Origin of the sequence: Dyella ginsengisoli LA-4 (genome assembly GCF_000334915.1) — a bacterium.
GTDB classification, from domain to species: Bacteria; Pseudomonadota; Gammaproteobacteria; order Xanthomonadales; family Rhodanobacteraceae; genus Dyella_A; species Dyella_A ginsengisoli_A.
Map to the genome: position 1 here is coordinate 88,512 of NZ_AMSF01000013.1, position 19,040 is coordinate 107,551.

At 71.0% G+C, this 19,040-nt stretch carries 17 protein-coding genes; 12 read left to right on the forward strand and 5 right to left on the reverse strand.

Going from position 1 to position 19,040, the window contains the following annotated elements; translation table 11 throughout:
• Positions 1-18 precede the first annotated feature (18 nt).
• The 9 genes from C693_RS0102475 to ilvA all read left to right on the forward strand — a co-directional run bounded on the left by C693_RS0102475 (position 19) and on the right by ilvA (position 11,091).
• Complete coding sequence (locus tag C693_RS0102475) at positions 19-960, forward strand: branched-chain amino acid transaminase (protein ID WP_017460668.1); 942 nt, start codon at positions 19-21, stop codon at positions 958-960.
• The gene (gene leuC / locus C693_RS0102480) at positions 957-2,369 is read left to right on the forward strand and encodes a 3-isopropylmalate dehydratase large subunit (protein ID WP_017460669.1); all 1,413 of its coding nucleotides are present in this window, start codon (positions 957-959) and stop codon (positions 2,367-2,369) included. Before C693_RS0102475 ends, leuC begins: the two co-directional genes overlap by 4 nt.
• A gap of 139 nt (positions 2,370-2,508) precedes the next feature.
• Positions 2,509-3,096, forward strand: a complete 588-nt coding sequence (leuD, locus tag C693_RS0102485; protein ID WP_017460670.1) for a 3-isopropylmalate dehydratase small subunit — start codon at positions 2,509-2,511, stop codon at positions 3,094-3,096.
• Complete coding sequence (gene leuB / locus C693_RS0102490; RefSeq protein WP_017460671.1) at positions 3,093-4,190, forward strand: 3-isopropylmalate dehydrogenase; 1,098 nt, start codon at positions 3,093-3,095, stop codon at positions 4,188-4,190. The genes leuD and leuB overlap by 4 nt, the downstream gene beginning before the upstream one ends.
• 135 nt (positions 4,191-4,325) lie before the next feature.
• Positions 4,326-6,041, forward strand: coding sequence for a dihydroxy-acid dehydratase (locus C693_RS0102495; protein ID WP_017460672.1), 1,716 nt, complete (start codon positions 4,326-4,328; stop codon positions 6,039-6,041).
• Positions 6,038-7,060, forward strand: coding sequence for a ketol-acid reductoisomerase (gene ilvC, locus C693_RS0102500; protein WP_017460673.1), 1,023 nt, complete (start codon positions 6,038-6,040; stop codon positions 7,058-7,060). The genes C693_RS0102495 and ilvC overlap by 4 nt, the downstream gene beginning before the upstream one ends.
• 149 nt (positions 7,061-7,209) lie before the next feature.
• A complete protein-coding gene (gene ilvB, locus C693_RS0102505; RefSeq protein WP_085939828.1) occupies positions 7,210-9,015 on the forward strand; it encodes a biosynthetic-type acetolactate synthase large subunit in 1,806 nt (601 codons plus the stop codon).
• Positions 9,016-9,241: 226 nt separating this feature from the next.
• Positions 9,242-9,514, forward strand: coding sequence for an acetolactate synthase small subunit (ilvN, locus tag C693_RS0102510; RefSeq protein WP_017460675.1), 273 nt, complete (start codon positions 9,242-9,244; stop codon positions 9,512-9,514).
• 5 nt (positions 9,515-9,519) lie between these two features.
• Positions 9,520-11,091 (forward strand): threonine ammonia-lyase, biosynthetic, encoded by a 1,572-nt coding sequence (ilvA, locus tag C693_RS20940; protein WP_017460676.1) that lies wholly within the window; start codon positions 9,520-9,522, stop codon positions 11,089-11,091.
• 13 nt (positions 11,092-11,104) lie between these two features.
• Here ilvA and C693_RS0102520 read toward each other — a convergent pair whose 3' ends face one another.
• A complete protein-coding gene (locus C693_RS0102520; protein ID WP_017460677.1) occupies positions 11,105-12,178 on the reverse strand; it encodes a GGDEF domain-containing protein in 1,074 nt (357 codons plus the stop codon).
• A gap of 289 nt (positions 12,179-12,467) precedes the next feature.
• Here C693_RS0102520 and ubiA point away from each other — a divergent pair, with 289 nt between their 5' ends.
• The gene (gene ubiA / locus C693_RS0102525; protein WP_017460678.1) at positions 12,468-13,361 is read left to right on the forward strand and encodes a 4-hydroxybenzoate octaprenyltransferase; all 894 of its coding nucleotides are present in this window, start codon (positions 12,468-12,470) and stop codon (positions 13,359-13,361) included.
• On the opposite strand, the gene C693_RS20945 is transcribed toward ubiA, so the two are convergent.
• The 3 genes from C693_RS20945 to C693_RS0102540 form a co-directional block, all read right to left on the reverse strand.
• Positions 13,341-15,044, reverse strand: a complete 1,704-nt coding sequence (locus C693_RS20945) for a methyl-accepting chemotaxis protein (RefSeq protein ID WP_017460679.1) — start codon at positions 15,042-15,044, stop codon at positions 13,341-13,343. The two genes, ubiA and C693_RS20945, sit on opposite strands and share 21 nt — an antisense overlap.
• 111 nt (positions 15,045-15,155) lie before the next feature.
• Positions 15,156-15,869, reverse strand: coding sequence for a ComF family protein (locus C693_RS0102535; RefSeq protein ID WP_017460680.1), 714 nt, complete (start codon positions 15,867-15,869; stop codon positions 15,156-15,158).
• Between the two features lie 16 nt (positions 15,870-15,885).
• Positions 15,886-16,092, reverse strand: a complete 207-nt coding sequence (locus tag C693_RS0102540; RefSeq protein ID WP_017460681.1) for a hypothetical protein — start codon at positions 16,090-16,092, stop codon at positions 15,886-15,888.
• Positions 16,093-16,230: 138 nt separating this feature from the next.
• Here C693_RS0102540 and bioB point away from each other — a divergent pair, with 138 nt between their 5' ends.
• Positions 16,231-17,274 (forward strand): biotin synthase BioB, encoded by a 1,044-nt coding sequence (gene bioB / locus C693_RS0102545; protein ID WP_017460682.1) that lies wholly within the window; start codon positions 16,231-16,233, stop codon positions 17,272-17,274.
• A 10-nt stretch (positions 17,275-17,284) separates the two neighbouring features.
• Positions 17,285-18,475, forward strand: a complete 1,191-nt coding sequence (bioF, locus tag C693_RS0102550) for an 8-amino-7-oxononanoate synthase (RefSeq protein ID WP_026107126.1) — start codon at positions 17,285-17,287, stop codon at positions 18,473-18,475.
• Here the strand turns inward: bioF and C693_RS0102555 are convergent, their stop codons facing one another.
• Positions 18,476-18,970, reverse strand: coding sequence for a hypothetical protein (locus tag C693_RS0102555; protein ID WP_017460684.1), 495 nt, complete (start codon positions 18,968-18,970; stop codon positions 18,476-18,478). It lies immediately after the preceding gene.
• Positions 18,971-19,040 lie beyond the last annotated feature (70 nt).

A 19,040-nucleotide genomic window follows, 5' to 3' on the forward strand; every position in this document is an offset into this window, starting at 1 on the left:
CACCGCACGGAGCCACCGATGAGTACGCCCTTCCTCTGGCACAACGGCCGCATCAAGCCCTGGGCCGACGCCACCGTCCACGTCACCACCCACGCGCTGCACTACGGCTCGTCGGTGTTCGAGGGCGAGCGCGTCTACGCCACGCCGCAGGGCCCGGCCTATTTCCGTCTGGCCGACCACACCCGCCGCCTGTTCGAGTCGGCGCGCGTGTACGACATCGACATCGGCTTCAGCGAGCCGGAGATCAACGCCGCCTGCCTGGAGGTGATCCGCGCCAACGCCATGCGCGCGGCCTACGTGCGGCCGATCGTGTTCCGCGGCGCCGGCGGCCTCGGCGTGCTGCCGAAGGACGGCTCGCCGGTGGACGTGGCGATCATGGCGATGGAATGGGGTGCCTACCTGGGCGACGCCCGCGAGAAGGGCGCCAACGTCTGCGTGTCGTCCTGGCACCGTCCGGCACCGAACACCCTGCCGAGCTGGGCCAAGGCCGGCGGCAACTACCTGTCCAGCCAGCTGATCGCCGCCGAGGCGCGGCGCGGCGGCTACGACGAGGGCATCGCACTGGGCCACAACGGCCTGCTCAGCGAGGGTGCGGGCGAGAACCTGTTCCTGGTCAAGAAGGGCAAGCTGCTCACCCCGCCGTCCAGTGCCGGCATCCTCGCCGGCATCACCCGCGACTCGGTGATCACCCTGGCCGAGGACCTGGGCCTGACGGTGGAAGAGCGCGACCTGCCGCGCGAGGCGCTGTACTCGGCCGACGAGGTGTTCATGACCGGCACCGCCGCCGAGATCACGCCGGTGCGCTCGGTCGACCGCAAGCCGGTCGGCGCCGGCGAGCCGGGTCCGGTGACGCGCGCGCTGCAGCAGCGCTTCTTCGGCCTGTTCGACGGCAGCACCGAGGACCGCTGGGGTTGGCTGGAGGTGGTGCCTGCGGTCGCTTCCGAGGAGATCGCCGCATGAGCCCGCGCACCCTGTTCGAAAAATTGTGGGACGCCCACCTGGTCGCGCCGGAATCGGCCGACACCCCGGCGATCCTCTACATCGACCTGCACCTGGTGCATGAGGTGACCTCGCCGCAGGCCTTCGACGAACTGCGCGGTCGCGGCCTGTCGCTGCGCCGCCCGGACCGCACCCTGGCCACGCTGGACCACTCCACCCCGACCCTGCCGCCCGGCCCCGACGGCGAGCGTCCCTACGCCAACGCGGAAGCGAAGGCACAGGTCGCCAAGCTGGAGACGAACTGCCGCGAGTTCGGCATCGAGCTGCACGGCTGGGACAGCAGCGACCGCGGCATCGTGCACGTGATCGGCCCGGAGCTGGGCGCCACCCAGCCGGGCATGACCATCGTCTGCGGCGACAGCCACACCTCCACCCACGGTGCCTTCGGCGCGCTGGCCTTCGGCATCGGCACCACCGAGGTCGGCCATGTGATGGCCACCCAGTGCCTGCTGCAGCGCAAGCCGAAGACGCTGGCCATCCACGTCGACGGCGCGCTGCCGAAGGGCGTGGGCGCGAAGGACCTGATCCTGCACATCATCGGCCGGATCGGCGTGGACGGCGGCACCGGCCACGTCATCGAGTACCGCGGCCCGGCGATCGAGGCGCTCTCGATGGAAGAGCGCATGACCGTCTGCAACATGTCGATCGAGGCAGGCGCGCGCGCCGGCCTGATCGCCCCGGACGAAACCACCTTCGCCTGGCTGAAGGGTCGTCCGCACGCACCGCAGGGCGCGGCCTGGGACGCGGCGGTCGCCGCGTGGCGGCAACTGCCCAGCGACGAAGGCGCGCGCTACGACCGCGAGGTGCGCATCGACGCCAGCCAGATCCGACCCACCGTCACCTACGGCACCCATCCCGGCATGGCGATCGCGATGGACACCCCGGTGCCGGCGCCGCGCAACGCGGTCGAGCAGCGCGCGCTGGACTACATGCAGGCCCGCGCCGGCCACGCCATGCAGGGCATGCCGGTGGACGTGGTGTTCGTCGGCAGCTGCACCAACTCGCGCCTGTCCGACCTGCGCGAAGCGGCCGAGGTACTGCGCGGCCGCCACGTCGCCAACGGCGTGCGCATGCTGGTGGTGCCCGGCTCCGAGGCGGTGCGCCGCGATGCCGAGCGCGAAGGCCTGCACGAGGTATTCACCGCCGCCGGCGCCGAGTGGCGCGTACCGGGCTGCTCGATGTGCATCGCCATGAACGGCGACCTGGCGCAGCCGGGCCAGCTGGTCGTATCCACCTCCAACCGCAACTTCGAGGGTCGCCAGGGCAAGGGCGCACGCACCGTGCTGGCCAGCCCCGCCACCGCGGCCGCCTCGGCCGTGGCCGGACGCATCACTGATCCGCGGGAGTACCTGGTGGAGGAGGCGGCGTGAGAAGCAGGAGCGAGGGCAGAGGAGTGAGAAGTGAGAGAGAGCAAAAGCCGTACGCCGGCGACTTCTCTCGGCGCGCGCCCGCTCTTCGCCCTTCGCTCACTCCTCACTCCTCTCCACTCACTTCTCCCAGGAGCCAGCCATGAAGCCCGTCACCCGCATCCACTCGCGCACCGCCGTGCTGGCGGACGAGAACATCGACACCGATCGCATCATCCCGGCGCGCTTCCTCACCACCACCACCCGCGAAGGGCTGGGCAAGCTGTGCTTCCACGATTGGCGCTACCAGGCCGACGGCAGCGACAACCCGGCCTTCCCGCTGAACCGTCCGGAAGCGCGCGGCTGCGCGATCCTGGTCGCCGGACGCAACTTCGGCTGCGGCTCCTCGCGCGAGCACGCGCCGTGGGCGCTGCTGGACTACGGCATCCAGGCGGTGCTGTGCAGCGAGATCGCGGACATCTTCCGCAACAACGCGCTGAAGAACGGCCTGCTCGCCATCGTGGTGTCCGAGGCCGAACACCGCTGGCTGCTCGAGCACCCCGGCGTGGAGCTGGCCATCGACGTGCGCGAGCAGCACATCAGCCTGCCCGACGGCGGCCGCATCGCCTTCCAGCTCGAACCCTTCGCCCGCCACTGCCTGCTGGAGGGCGTCGACCAGCTCGGCTTCCTGCTGCAGCACGCCGAGGCGATCACCCGTTACGAACACCTGCACGAGGAACACGCTGCATGAAGGCGCATATCGTCACCCTGCCCGGCGACGGCGTCGGCCCCGAGGTCACTGCCGCCGCGGTGGCCGTGCTGGAGGCCGTGGCCGAGCACTACGACCACCAGTTCAGCTTCGAGGAACACCTGATCGGCGGCTGCGCCATCGATGCCAGCGGCGAGCCGCTGCCGGCCGCGTCGCTGGAGGCATGCAGGAAGGCCGACGCGGTGCTGCTCGGCGCGGTCGGCGGGCCGAAGTGGTCCGACCCGAACGCGCCGGTCCGCCCGGAACAGGGCCTGCTGGCGCTGCGCGCGGCGCTCGGCGTGTACGCCAACCTGCGCCCGCTGCAGGTGCACCCGGCGCTGGCCAACCTGTCGCCGCTGAAGAACGAGAAGCTCAAGGATGTCGACGTGCTGTTCGTGCGCGAGCTCACCGGCGGCGCCTACTTCGGCGCCAAGACGCGCACCGCAGACGCCGCCACCGACGAGTGCAGGTACACCGAAGCCGAAATCGAACGCGTGGTGCGCCGTGCCTTCGCGCTGGCCCGCGAGCGCCGCCATCACCTGACCTCGGTCGACAAGGCCAACGTGCTGGAGACCTCGCGCCTGTGGCGCAACGTGGTGCAGCGCATCGCGCCGGAATACCGCGACGTGAAGGTCGAGCACCAGCTGGTCGACTCGATGGCGATGCTGCTGCTGACCCAGCCGGGCCGCTACGACGTGGTGGTCACCGAAAACCTGTTCGGCGACATCCTCACCGACGAGGCCGCCGCACTGGCCGGTTCGCTGGGCCTGCTGCCGTCCGCTTCGCTGGGCGAAGGCAAGCGCGGTCTGTACGAACCGATCCACGGCTCGGCGCCCGACATCGCCGGCCAGGGCGTGGCCAACCCGACCGGCGCGATGCTCTCCGCCGCGATGCTGCTGCGCCACTCGCTCGGCCTGGAGGAAGAGGCCCAGTGCGTGGAGGCGGCGGTATCGCAGGTGCTCGAGCACGGCCCGCGTACCCGCGATGTCGGCGGCAAAGGCAACACCGCTGCCGTGCGCGACGCCGTGCTGATGGCGGTGGAAGACCACGCCAGCACCCACCACGCCTTCTTCGCCGGTGGCCGCGCATGCGGTTGATCCCGGCCCACGCTTGCTTTCCCCGCGCGTCCGCGACCGGCCCCTGTCACGTGTGCGGCGACACCTCCCCGGCGCCCGCACTCGCCGGCCGGGACGCACGGGGGAGCTTTTCTATCCGTTCCACGGGAGCCACCGATGCGCAGTGATGTGATGAAGACCGGCCCGGATCGCGCGCCGGCACGGGCGATGATGCGGGCCACGGGCCTGGACGACGCGGCCATCGCCAGGCCGCTGGTGGCGATCGTGCACACCTGGTCGAACGTCAGCCCGTGCAACCTCAACCTGCGCGAGCTGGCCGAGGCCGCCACCGCCGGCGTGCGCGCCGCCGGCGGCACGCCGATCGAGTTCAACACCATCGCGATCACCGACGGCATGGCGATGGGCACGCCCGGCATGCGCGCCTCGCTGGTCAGCCGCGAGGTGATCACCGATTCGATCGAGCTGGCCGTGGACGGCCATTCGCTGGACGCGATGGTGGTGCTGTGCGGCTGCGACAAGACCATTCCCGCCGCGGCGATGGCGCTGGCGCGGCTGAACATCCCCGGCGTGGCGTTGTACGGCGGCACCATCGCCCACGGCAACCACGACAACCACCCGATCACCATCCAGCAGGTGTTCGAGGCGGTCGGCGCACACGGCGCCGGCAAGATCGACGACGCCGAGCTGACCTCGGTGGAACGCGACGCCTGCCCCGGCGCCGGCGCCTGCGGCGGCCAGTTCACCGCCAACACCATGGCGATGGTGCTGACCACGCTGGGCCTGTCGCCGATGGGCTTCAACGACATCCCGGCCACCCATCCGGCCAAGCAGCAGGCCGCCTATCGCTGCGGCGAGCTGGTAATGGAATGCCTGAAGGCCGAGCGCCGTCCGTCCGACCTGCTCAGCCGCACCGCGTTCCAGAACGCCGCGCGCATGGTCGCCGCCACCGCCGGTTCCACCAACGCGGTGCTGCACCTGCTGGCGATCGCCCGCGAGGCCGGCGTGGAGTGGACCATCGAGGACTTCGAGCCGGCCTCGGTGCACACCCCGGTGATCGCCGACCTGCTGCCCGGCGGCCGCTACACCGCGGTGGAGATGTTCGGTGCCGGCGGCGCCGCCCGCGTGGCGCAGGAGCTGATCGCCGCCGGCATGCTCGCCGACACGCCGACCGTCACCGGCCGCTCGCTGTTCGCCGAAGCCGAGGCCGCCCCGCGCGCGGACAACCAGGACGTGATCCACCCGGTGAGTGCGCCGCTGAAGCCGCGCGGCGGCTACTCGATCCTCTACGGCAACCTCGCCCCCGAGGGCTGCATCCTCAAGCTGGCCGGCAAGACCGGCACCCAGTTCGAGGGCCCGGCCCGCGTGTTCGAGAGCGAGGAAGCCGCGTTCGCGGCCGTGCAGTCCGGCGGTATCGCCAAGGGCGACGTGGTGGTGATCCGCAACGAAGGCCCGGCCGGCGGCCCCGGCATGCGCGAGATGCTCGGCGTCACCGCCGCCCTGGTCGGTCGCGGCCTGGGCAACGACGTCGCCCTGATCACCGACGGCCGCTTCTCCGGCGCCACCCACGGCTTCATGGTCGGCCACATCGCGCCGGAAGCCGCGCGCGGCGGCCCGATCGGCCTGCTGCAGGACGGCGACCGCGTGGTGATCGACGGCGAGAAGCGCGAGCTGCGCACCACCGCCGACCTCGACGCCCGCCGCGCCGGCTGGACGCCGCCGCCGCCCAAGGTCACCCACGGCGCCCTGGCCAAGTACGCACGACTGGTCGGCTCCGCTTCCGACGGCGCGATCACCCGCGCCTACGCCCCCTCCACCTCGGCCGCACCGGCGGCCCACGTTTCCGAAGAACACACCCAAGGAGTCACCGCATGAGCACGAACCAAGACAACCTCCTCGCCAAGGGCCGCATCGCCGTGCTCGGCTACGGCAGCCAGGGCCGCGCCCATGCGCTGAACCTGCGCGACTCCGGCCTCGACGTGGTGGTCGGCCTGCGCCCGAACGGCCCGACCTGGCACAAGGCCAAGGCCGAGGGCTTCACCGTGGTCGAGCCTGCCGAAGCGGTGAAGGGTGCCGACCTGGTCGCCGTGCTCACGCCGGACATGGTGCAGCCGACGCTGTACACCGAGTCGATCGAGCCGAACATCAAGCCCGGTGCCGCCCTGCTGTTCGCGCACGGCTTCAACGTGCACTTCGGCCAGATCACCCCGCGCAAGGACATCGACGTGATCCTGGTCGCGCCGAAGGGCCCGGGCGCGCTGGTGCGCACCGAGTACGAGCGCGGCCGCGGCGTGCCGAGCATCTGGGCGGTGTACCAGGACGTCAGCGGCCAGGCCGAGGCCAAGGCGCACGCCTACGCCGACGGCATCGGCGGCGGCCGCGCGCTGCTGATCAAGACCGACTTCAAGGAAGAGACCGAGACCGACCTGTTCGGCGAGCAGGCGGTGCTCTGCGGCGGCGCCAGCGAGCTGGTGAAGGCCGGCTTCGAGACCCTGGTGGAAGCCGGGTACCAGCCGGAGATCGCCTACTACGAGGTGATGCACGAGCTGAAGCTGATCGTCGACCTGTTCTACGAAGGCGGCCTCACCAAGATGCTGCAGTTCGTCTCCGAGACCGCGCAGTACGGCGACTACGTCAGCGGCCCGCGGGTCATCGACGCCGGCGTGAAGGCGCGCATGAAGGACGTGCTGACCGACATCCAGGACGGCACCTTCGCGAAGAACTGGACCGAGGAATACAAGGCCGGCCTGCCCAACTACAAGCGCATCAAGCAGGCCGACCTCGACCACCCGATCGAGCAGGTCGGCGCCAAGCTGCGCGCCCGCATGCCGTGGCTGCAGACCGGCAACGCCCAGCCGGCCGCCGCCGGTGAACCGCTGAAGAAGGTCGGCTGAAGCCGCCGACCCGCCGGCCGCGCGTGATCCGCGCGCGGCCGGACCGAACGCAACGCTTGAGGAACCGTCCCGTGAACCTGCAGACCGTGAAGTCCGATCCCGCGCCGATCCAGCCGCCGCCCGGCGTGCACCCGCTCGCCGGCACCCCGATGAGCGGTGCCGAGATCGTGGTGCAGGTACTCGCCGACGAAGGCGCGGACGTGCTGTTCGGCTACTCCGGCGGCGCCATCCTGCCGGTGTACGACGCGGTGTTCCGCTACAACGCCGAGCACCCGCGCGAGGACGGCCGCGATGCGATGCCGCTGATCGTGCCGGCCAACGAGCAGGGCGCGGGCTTCATGGCGGCCGGCTACGCCCGCGCGTCGGGCAAGGTCGGCGTGGCGGTGGTCACCTCCGGCCCCGGCGCCACCAACACGGTGACCCCGGTGCGCGACTCGATGGCCGACTCGATCCCGATGGTGGTGATCTGCGGCCAGGTGCCCACCGCGGCGATCGGCAGCGACGCGTTCCAGGAGGCGCCGATCAGCAGCATCATGAGCGCCTGCGCCAAGCATGTGTTCCTGGTCACCGATCCGGCGAAGCTGGAACCGACCCTGCGCACCGCCTTCGAACTGGCCCGCAGCGGGCGCCCCGGACCGGTGGTGGTGGACATCCCCAAGGACGTGCAGAACGCCGCACTGACCTTCCAGGGCGAGGGTCAGCTGGCGATTCCCGGCTACCGGGCACGGATGCGCGCGGTGGAACAGGCCCACCTCACCGATGCCGACTGCGCCGCCTTCTTCGCCGCGCTGGGCCAGGCCAAAAGACCGCTGATCTACGCCGGCGGTGGCGTCATCGCCGCAGAAGCCGCCGAGGCGCTGCGCGCGTTCGCCGAGGCGTTCGGCCTGCCGGTCACCACCACCCTGATGGGCATCGGCGCGGTCGACACCACCTCTCCGCTGGCCCTGCACATGCTGGGCATGCACGGCACCGCCTACGCCAACTACGCGGTGGAGGACTGCGATTTCGTGCTGGCGCTGGGCGCGCGCTTCGACGACCGCGTGGCCGGCGTGCCGGCGAAGTTCGCGCCGCGCGCGCGCTTCGTCGCCCAGGTCGACATCGATCCGGCCGAGATCGGCAAGGTGAAGGCGGTGCAGTGGCACCACTGCGGTCCGCTGGTGCGGACGCTCGACCGGCTGCGCCGCTACGGCAAGGCGCAGGGCTTCCGCCCGCAGTCCGACGGCCGTTACGCGGCGTGGCACCGGCACGTGGCCGAACTCAAGCGCGTGCATGCGATGAACTACGACCGCGCCAGCACGATGATCCAGCCGTACGCAGTGATCGAGGCGATCAACCGCATCACCGACGGCCGCGCGATCATCGCCACCGGCGTCGGCCAGCACCAGATGTGGGCGGCGCAGTACTTCGACTTCCGCGGGCCGCGCCAGTGGCTCACCTCCGGCTCGATGGGCACGATGGGCTTCGGTCTGCCGGCGGCGATCGGCGCGCAGTTCGCGCGACCGGACGCGCTGGTGATCGACATCGACGGCGACGCCAGCATCCGCATGAACTTCGGCGAGCTGGAGACCGTCACCACCTACGGCCTGCCGCTGAAGGTGGTGGTGTTCAACAACGCCGGCGACGGCATGGTGCGGCAGTGGCAGAAGCTGTTCTTCGAGAGCCGCTTCGCTTCGTCGGACAAGACCCTGCACACCAAGGACTTCGTCAAGGCCGCGCAGGCCGACGGCTTCGCTTGGGCGCAGCGGCTGGACCAGCCGGCCGACATCGAACGGGTGATCGCCGACTTCCTCGCGTTCGAAGGCCCGGCCTTCCTCGAGGTGATCATTGATCCGGACGCCGGCGTCTACCCGATGGTCGGCCCCGGCATGACCTACGCGCAGATGATCACCGGCGAGCACATCGCCTCGCGCACGCCGCCCGAGGCTGCCGATGGCGCGCCGGCGGACATGTTCTGAGGGGGCGACCGACGGCACGACGAACGGAGTCGCTGGATCCCGGCTTTCGCTGGGATGACGAAGTGTGAGACCGCGATGCAGCTGCGGATGGGTTGCCGGGTCTGCCCGAAACCTCCAGCCCGTCATCCCAGCGCACGCCTGGATCCAGTGACTCTCCAGTCCAGGCCCGGTGCCCACCTGCGCCAGACCACCGACATCAAGGCAACAAGCGCGTTACGGAATCCCCATGAAGCACACCCTCTCGATCCTGCTGCAGAACGAATCCGGCGCGCTGGTGCGCGTCGCCGGCCTGTTTTCCTCGCGCGGCTACAACATCGACTCGCTCAACGTGGCGCCGACCGCCGACATCGAGGTGTCGCGGCTGACCCTGGTCACCCATGGCGGCGACGATTCGATCGACCAGATCCTCAAGCAGGCGCGCAAGCTGGTGGACGTGATCGAAGCGGTGGAGCTGCCGTCGCCGGTGGCGGTGCCGTCCGACCCGGCCGCAGGCGCGTGAACGCGATGGGCGACGACGGCCTCGACCTGCTGCGCCGCGTGCTCACCGCGCGTGTGTACGAGGTTGCGCGCGAGTCCGAACTCGATCCGGCGCCGGCGCTGTCGCGGCGACTCGGCAATACCGTGCTGCTCAAGCGCGAGGACAACCAGCCGGTGTTCTCGTTCAAGCTGCGCGGCGCCTACAACAAGATGGTCCACCTGGACGCGCCGGCACGCGCCCTGGGCGTGATCGCCGCTTCCGCCGGCAACCACGCCCAGGGCGTGGCACTGGCCGCGGCGCGGCTGGGGGTGCGTGCCACCATCGTGATGCCGCAGACCGCGCCGCAGGTGAAGGTGGATGCGGTGCGCACGATCGGCGGGGAGGCGGTCACGGTGGTGCTGGCCGGCGACTCCTACAGCGAGGCGCAGGCCGAGGCCGCCCGCCTGCAGGCCGAACACGGCTATACCCTGGTGCATCCGTTCGACGACCCCGACGTGATCGCCGGCCAGGGCACGGTGGGCATGGAAGTGCTGCGCCAGCACGCCGGCCCGCTGCACGCGATCTTCGTGCCGGTCGGCGGTGGCGGCCTGCTCGCCGGTGTCGCCGCCTTCGTCAAGGCGGTGCGGCCGGAGGTGAAGGTGATCGGCGTGCAGAGCACGGCGGCGAACGCGATGACCCGGTCGCTGGCCGCCGACGAACGGGTGGTGCTGGACGAGGTCGGCCTGTTCGCCGACGGCACCGCGGTGAAGCAGGTCGGCGCGCTCACCTTCGCGATCTGCCGGCAACATGTGGACGACATGATCTGCGTCGACACCGACGCGATCTGCGCGGCGATCAAGGATGTGTTCGCCGACACGCGTACCGTGCCGGAACCCTCCGGCGCGCTGGCCATCGCCGGCCTGAAGCAGTACGCCGCCGCGCACGGCCTCAGGGACCAGACACTGGTGGCGGTGTGTTCCGGCGCCAACATGAATTTCGACCGGCTCAGCTTCGTCGCCGAGCGCGCCGAGGTCGGCGAGCGGCGCGAGGCGCTGTTCGCGGTCACCATCCCGGAGGAGCGCGGCAGCTTCCGCCGCTTCTGCGAGGTGCTGGGCGGGCACAGCCTGACCGAGTTCAACTACCGCATCGGCGACACCCGCGAAGCGCACCTGTTCGTCGGCGTGCGCACCGGCGGGCGCGAGGAGAGCGAGGCGCTGGCGCGCGCCTTCCGCGCGCAGGGCTTCGGCGTGCTGGATCTGTCCGACGACGAGCTGGCCAAGCTGCACCTGCGGCACATGGTCGGCGGCCGCTCGCCGCTGGCGCAGGACGAACGGCTGTACCGCTTCGACTTCCCCGAGCGCCCCGGCGCGCTGCTGCGCTTCCTGGCGCAGCTGCACCCGGACTGGAACGTCAGCCTGTTCCACTACCGCAACCAGGGCGCCGACCACGGCCAGATCCTGGTCGGCCTGCAGGTGCCGCCGGCCGAGCGCGCGCTGTTCGCACGCTTCCTCGCCACGCTGGGCTATCCGCATCGCGACGAGAGCGCCAACCCGGCCTATCGCCTGCTGCTGTGCGAGGCACCGGCAGAGGTCCGGACCGAGGCGCTGCGGGCGATCTGAGGCGTGTCGCCGCTCAGAACAGGTCGACGCTGCCGGCGGTCACATCCCCGTCCAGCGCGCCACGGGCACGCAGGTCCTCGTAGCTGAAGACCTGGTTGCGGCCGCTGTTCTTGGCGAAATACAGCGCCTTGTCGGCGCGGTCCAGCACGGTGGCCGGATAATCGTGCGGGCCGATCACCGCGAAGCCCACGCTCACGGTCACCTGGCCGACCTGCGGAAACTCATGATCCTGCACCCGCGTGCGGAAGCGCTGCAGGGCGGCAGTGGCTGCCTCCCGGTCGATCGCGGACATCAGCACCACGAACTCTTCGCCGCCGAAGCGGAACAGCGCGTCGCCGTGGCGGAAGCTGGCGCGCATCTGCTGGGCGATCATCAGGATCACCTCGTCGCCGTAGAGGTGACCCCAGGTGTCGTTGATCCGCTTGAAGTGATCGATGTCGAGGATCGCCAGCCAGGTCTGTCCCGCCTGCTCGCCCTCGCGAGGGCGCGTGCCATGGAGCTGCCGCTGCAGGTGGCGATCGAAGCTGCGGCGATTGTACAGGCCGGTGAGCTTGTCGCGTTCGCTCTCGTCGAGCAGACCGACGTAGTTGGCGTAGATGCGGGCGAAGCCCTCCACCAGCGGCCGCAGCATTTCCAGCGGGTGCTCGGACTCCAGCATGAGTGCGCCGATCATCCGGCCATCGTGGCGGATCGGCACCAGCATCCCGTAACCGCCGTCGCGCAGGCGTACGCAACCGCCGTCACGCTCGCCCTGTTGCAGCAGCAGATCGGTGGAGGCGTCCGCCGACCGCGGCACCAGATCGATGTTGAAGCGACCCAGCGCGTTGCGGGAGCAGCGCACCAGGCTCTCCTGCGGTCCGCTGCGCTCGCCCGCGCGCTTGTACAAGGTCACCGAGCGCGCGTCGGCCAGCTCGGCCAGCGACAGGGTGAGGCTGTGATCCAGCGCCTCGGTGTCGCGCTGGTGGGTGAAGTGCGCCACCGAGTCCACCAGGCGTGCCTGCGTAGCCTCGCCCCCGGACACCCAACCCGGCACCTCCGCAGAACGCGGCGGCACGGGATCGACGGTGGCGACTGGATCGATGGACACGAGACTCCCGGACTCGGACTGCGTTCGGGCACCCTCCCCGGGTACCCGGCATCGGGTGATGCCAGTGGGGGCTTATCGACCCGATGCGCAACAACTTGAGGTGGCCGCACCGGTGGTACGGCCCGGGACGCGGTGTCCGGCCGGCCCCGCGCGCTAGACTTCGCCGATGGCACCGACCTCGCGCAAACGCCCCCACCGCCCCGCCCCGCCTTCGCCGGCCACCCGAAACCGACCGGCACCCAGCCGCGCCACGCCGCGGCCCGCTGACGCGTCGAAACGCGCCACCCGGGTGCTGGATGTGCTGCTTGCCCCGCTGCCGCCCGGCGCACGCGCGAAGGCCCACGATTACCTCGTGCTGACCCGCATGGATCGTCCGATCGGCGCCCTGCTGCTGCTGTGGCCGACCTGGTGGGCGCTGTGGCTGGCCGCGGACGATTTCCCGCCGTGGCCGACGCTGGTCATCTTCACCCTGGGCGTGTTCGCCATGCGCGCAGCCGGCTGCGCCATCAACGACTACGCCGACCGCGAACTGGACCCGCAGGTGGCGCGCACCGCCGGCCGGCCGATCGCCAGTGGGCGGGTCACCCCGCGCGAGGCGCTGGTCGTGTTCGGCGCACTGCTCGCGTTCGCCTTCGTGCTGGTGCTGTTCACCAACGCGCTGACCATCAAGCTGTCGTTCGCCGGCGCCGCGCTCGCGGCGCTGTACCCGTTCACCAAGCGCTACACCTACATGCCGCAGGTGGTGCTGGGCGCGGCGTTTGGCTGGTCGATCCCGATGGCCTTCGCCGCGGTGTCCAACACCGTGCCGCCGCTGGGCTGGCTGCTGTTCCTGGGCAACGTGGTGTGGTCGGTGGTGTACGACACCGAGTACGCGATGGTGGACCGCGAGGACGACATCAGGGCCGGCGCCAAGTCCACCGCGATCCTGTTCGGCGATGCGGACCTGCCGATCCTCGGCATCCTGATGGCCACCTTCGCGCTGGCGATGCTGTTCGTCGGCCAGCGCGCCCATCTGGGCTGGCCATACTGGCTGGCGCTGCTGGCCAGCCTCGGGCTGTTCGGGCATCAGCTCTGGCGCATCCGCACGCGCGACCGCGAGGCCTGCCTGGCCGCCTTCCGCCACAACAACTGGCTCGGCCTGGTGTTGTGGGTGGGGATCGTCCTAGCGCTGGCGCTGCGCTGACGGCAACGGTCGCGGCCGACCCGCTGCCTTGGGCACGTGCGGCGGCCGCTCCCGCTGCGAGGCCTCCACCGCTGCGGCGCGGGGACGCGCCGGGCTGCCCGAGGGAGTCGCTTCCTTGCCGGCGACGCGGAACACGCTGACCGCCTCGCCAAGCACCCGGGACTGGTCGAGCAGACCGCCAGCCGAGGCGCGGATTTCCGACGCCATCGCCGCATTGCGCTGAGTCACCACGTCGAGGTTGGCGATGGTGTCGTTGATCTGGCCGATCGCCGAGGCCTGCTCGTCGGCGGTGGCGTGGATCTCCCCCACCAGCATGCGCGTGCGCGCTACGGCCTCGACGATGGAGCCGACCTGTTCGTCGGCATGCTCGACCGAGCGGCGACCCTGCTGCACGTGCTCGCCGGCGGTGCCGATCAGGCGCCGGATGTCCCGCGCGGCGCCAGCGCTGCGCTGCGCCAGCTGACGCACTTCCCCGGCCACTACCGCGAAGCCGCGGCCGTGTTCGCCGGCGCGGGCCGCCTCGACCGCCGCGTTGAGCGCCAGCAGGTTGGTCTGGAACGCCAGCTCGTCGACCAGCGCTGTGATCTCGCCGATGTCGTCGGATGACTTGTGGATGGCGGCCATCGCCGTACGGACGTCCTCAATGGCTACCCGACCCTGGCCGGCCGCCTCGGCCGCGGTGTCGGCGGTGTGCGAGGCCTCGCGCGAGCGTTCGCGGTTCTGCTGCAGCGTGGCGGTGAACTCCTCCATCGTCGCCGCGGCCTCCTCGAGACTGGCCGCCTGCGACTCAGTGCGTTCGGCTAGGTCGCTGACCGCGCCAGAGATGTACTGGGCCGTGCCGCCGAAACGGCCCACTTCCTCGCGCACATCGCCCACCACCGCCTGCAGGTTGACGCTGAGCTGGGTCAGCTCGCGTCCCACGGCCCGGGCGAGGAAGCTGTCGCGGCTGAACATCGGGCGTGACAGGTCGCCGGCCGCCACCGCTCGCGCGTTCGCCGCGAGGTCCTCCAGCGTACGCTGGACCGAGGTGCGGTAGAGCGCGAGGCCTCCCACGGCCTCCAGCACCACCACGAGGGGCACCAGCCAACCGGCGTACGCGGCCGCCCACGGGCTGCGGGCCACCACCAGCGGCAGCGCAACGATCGCAGTCATGCCCAGCAGGGTGCGCAGCGCGGTGGACCCTGCCACCCGGCGGACCAGCGCGCGGGCCACGCCTGGACGCTCGATGCGGCCCTCGCGCAGGCGTAGTGGCAGCGGCTGGTCGGCGCGCTCGGCCTCGACCATACGCGCGTAGATGGCAACCGTCTCGGCGATCTCCGCTGGCGATGCCCACGTGCGCACCGACATGTAGCCGGTGATGTCGCCGCCCGCGGTCACCACCGGAGTGACGTTGGCGCGGACCCAGTAGTGGTCGCCGTTCTTGCGACGGTTCTTCACCAGAGCAGTCCATGGCCGGCCAGCCTTGAGCGTCTCCCACATGTCGCGGAACGCTTCGCGTGGCATGTCCGGATGGCGGATCAGATTGTGCGGGCTGCCGATCAGCTCGTGGCGCTCAAAGCCGCTGACGGTGACGAAAGGCGGATTGCAGTAGGTGATCTGCCCCCGCAGGTCGGTGGTGGAGACCAGCGCATCGCCGGGATGCAGCTCATAGTTGTTCTGGGTAACCGGAAGGTTGACGCGCATGGCAGATTGCACCTCGGGCCCGTTTCGTCGGGCGTTCGGTGCGGGTATCGGCGCAGCGCGGGGACAGCTTGATTGACGCTGATCAAATTTCCGCGCATTGGTCCCTGGCGCTCAGCCGCGCGGCGCTGGTGCACGCGCCAGTGCCCATGCATCGACCCGGCCGACCCCGGCCCGCCGCAGGACGCGCGCGCACTCGGCAAGCGTCGAACCGGTGGTCATCACATCGTCGACGATCGCCACGTGGGCCGGGAGCACGACTCCCTGGCGCAACGCGAATGCACCGCGCACATTGCGGCGACGGGCGACGGCGTCCAGCTCGCTCTGTGCCCGCGTGTCGCGCGGACGCTGCAGCAGGTCCTGGCGCAGCGGAACGCCGAGCCCACGGGACAGCGGGCGCGCCAGCTCCAGCGCCTGGTTGTGGCCACGCTGGCGCAGTCGTCCACGATGCAGCGGCACAGGGAGGATCAAGTCCGGCAACGGCACCGGACAGGATTCGCGCAACCACAGCGCCGCCAGCGAGCGCCCGGCGGCGAGATCGCGTCCGAACTTGAAGCGCGACTCCAGCCGGTCCAGCGGCCAGCCATAGCGGAACGGCGCCCATGCCGCGTCCCACGGCGGCGCGCGTCGCTGGCATCGTCCGCACAACGCCGCCGGCATGGCCAGCGGCAGGGCGCACCGGGCGCAGCACGACCGGTTGCGCGGCAGTTCGGCGGCGCAGTCGCGGCACAGGTCCAGGTCGTCGTGGCCGGCCGCGCCGCACAGCAGGCACCGCGCCGGCAGCAGCCAGCGGCCGAGCTCGGCCAGTCGGGAACGGAGCGCCTCCATGCGCGGGCGGGACCGGTCAGTTCGACGGCTTGAACATCGCCGCGTCGAGGATCGACCACAGGTGGATGATCCAGCCCAGCAGGAACCACCACAGCACCGCCGCCAGCACGAACATCACGATCGCCTTGAGCAGACGGCCCTGTACGAGCTGGCCCAGCCCGGGGATGAAGAAGCTGCACACTGCCGCGATCACGTTGCCGGTGCTGCCCTGTCCTGCGCTCATGCCGTCATCTCTCCGATGGTGTCCCCGTGATGGTAGCGGACCCTTGCACGGCCCACCGTCAACCATTCGTACGCGCATCGAGTTGACACTCCGGAAGCGGCTTCCCACACTCGCGGCCTGCCCGATGGAGCCCCTCCCATGACCGCACCTGCCCTGCGCCACGACTGGACCCGCGAGGAAGTCGCCGCGCTGTTCGCCCTGCCGTTCAACGAACTGCTGCACCGCGCGCACAGCGTGCACCGCGCGCACCACGATCCGAACGCGGTGCAGGTGTCGACCCTGCTGTCGATCAAGACCGGCGGCTGCCCGGAAGACTGCGCCTACTGCCCGCAGGCGGCGCGCTACGCCACCGGCGTGCAGGCGGAGAAGCTGATGAGCGTGGATGCCGTGGTCGCCCGCGCCCAGGCCGCCAAGGCCGCCGGCGCCAGCCGCTTCTGCATGGGCGCGGCCTGGCGCAGTCCGAAGGACCGCGACGTGGCGAAGGTCGCCGAAATCGTCTCGGCGGTGAAAGGGCTGGGCCTGGAGACCTGCGCCACGCTGGGCATGCTCAGCGGCGAACAGGCCGCCACGCTGAAGCAGGCAGGGCTGGACTACTACAACCACAACCTGGACACCGCGCCGGAGTTCTACGGCGAGATCATCCACACCCGCGAATACCAGGACCGCCTCGACACGCTCGAGCACGTGCGCGAGGTCGGCCTGAAAACCTGCTGCGGCGGCATCGTCGGCATGGGCGAAACGCGCGGCCAGCGCGCCGGCCTGCTGCAGACCCTGGCCAACCTGCCCGAGCATCCCGAGTCCGTGCCGATCAACCAGCTGGTGCAGGTGGAAGGCACGCCGCTGCACGGCACCGAGGCGCTGGACCCGTTCGAGTTCGTGCGCACCATCGCGGTGGCGCGCATCCTGATGCCGGCCTCGATGGTGCGGCTGTCGGCCGGGCGGCAGCAGATGGACGACGCGGTGCAGGCGCTGTGCTTCTTCGCCGGCGCCAACTCGATCTTCTACGGCGAGAAGCTGCTGACCACCGGCAACCCCGACGTGGAAGCCGACCGGGCGCTGTTCCGCCGGCTCGACCTGCACGCGCTGGAAGTGGTGGAGGAGTCCGGCACCGTGCACGCCGACATCCTGGAAGCCGGCACCAGTGCCGCCGGCTGCGGCCAGGGTTGCGGCTGCGCCGCCTGACCCTGCGGCGATGACCCGCCCCGACCTGCTCGCGCGGCTGGCCGTCCAGACGGCCGAACGCGCGCGCGCTGCCCTGCTGCGCCGCACACGCTCGGTCGAGCATGCCGAAGGCCCATGGCTGGAGATCGACGGCCGCCGCCTGCTCGGCTTCTGCAGCAACGACTACCTGGGGCTGGCACAGCATCCGCAGCTGATCGCCGCGTTCAAGCGCGTCGCCGACGACGAGGGCGTCGGCAGCACGGCGGCACACCTGGTCTGCGGCCACCGGCGCGAGCACGCGAAGCTGGAAGAGGCGCTGGCCGACTGGACCGGCCGCGAGCGCGCGCTGTTGTTCTCCACCGGCTATGCCGCCAACCTCGGCGTGCAGCAGGCCCTGCTCGGCGGCGTGGATGGCGCCATCTGCGTGCAGGACAAGCTCAACCACGCCAGCCTGATCGACGGCTGCCGCCTCGCCGGTGCCGAACTGAAGCGGTATCCGCACGCAGACCCGGCCGGCGCGGCCCGCCAGCTGGCCAGCCGCGCCAGTGCGCCGGCCCTGCTCGCCACCGACGGCGTGTTCAGCATGGACGGCGACGTCGCGCCGCTGGCCACGCTCGCCGCGCTCGCTGCGCGCGAGGGCGCCACGCTGATGGTCGACGACGCGCACGGCCTGGGTGTGCTGGGCGAACAGGGTGCCGGCAGCGTCGCCGCCGCCGGCCTTGGCGAGACGGAAGCCCCCGTGCTGATGGCCACGCTGGGCAAGGCGTTGGGCTGTGCCGGGGCCTTCGTCGCCGGATCCGCGGCGCTGATCGAGGGACTGACCCAGTTCGCCCGCCCCCACGTCTACTCCACCGCGATGCCGCCGGCGCTCGCCGCAGCCGCGCTCGCGGCCGTGAGACTGGCCCGTGAGGAGGACTGGCGGCGCGAGAAACTCGCCGCCCTGGTCGCGCGCTTCCGCCACGGCGCGGCCGAGCTTGGCCTGCCACTGATGGATTCACCCACCGCGATCCAGCCGCTGCTGCTCGGCGATGCCGGAGCCGCGCTGGCCGCCTCGCAGGCGCTGGAGGCGCAGGGCCTGCTGGTCACCGCGATCCGCCCGCCGACCGTGCCGTCCGGGCAGGCGCGCCTGCGCATCACGCTGAGCGCCGCGCACGAGGAAAACCACGTGGACCGCTTGCTGGAAGCACTCGGACGCGTTCGTCCGGCGGCTGCCGGCCGATGATCAGTCCCGTCGTGGCGGCGCCAGCGTCTGCTGCGCCAGCTGCAGGCGAACCAGCCGCCGGAACGATTCCGACGGTGCAACGGGCGCGCCGCGGAACGCGGCCGCGAGGTTGCGCCCGACCTGCACCGGCGTCACCACCAACCCCCATGGCAGGCCCCACCACCCCAGCACCGCGGAATACAGCGCGCTGGCGATCTGGCTGCGTCGCCCGCAACGACGGCAGCTCACGCTCTGCCGGGTGTGCCACTGGGTCAGCAACACGAAGGAATGCACGCGATGGTGGCGATAGACGTCGATCGGACCGGGCCGGTTGCAGCGCGGGCAGGCACTGCGGTGCCAGTCCTCGACGTGCTTCTGCAGCACGTGCTCGGGTACCAGCTCGGCGCGCGCCAGCAGCGGATGTCGCCCCGCGCAGGCGGCGCTGCAATAGCGCACGCCATCGATCCTTCGCCCCCCGAACAGGATCGTCTTGCCGCAGTGGTTGCAGTCGGCCACGTTCCCCTCTCCCTGTCGTTGCCGCCAGGCAGTCTAACCGCTGGCCGCACCGACGGAAGGGGACAGATTC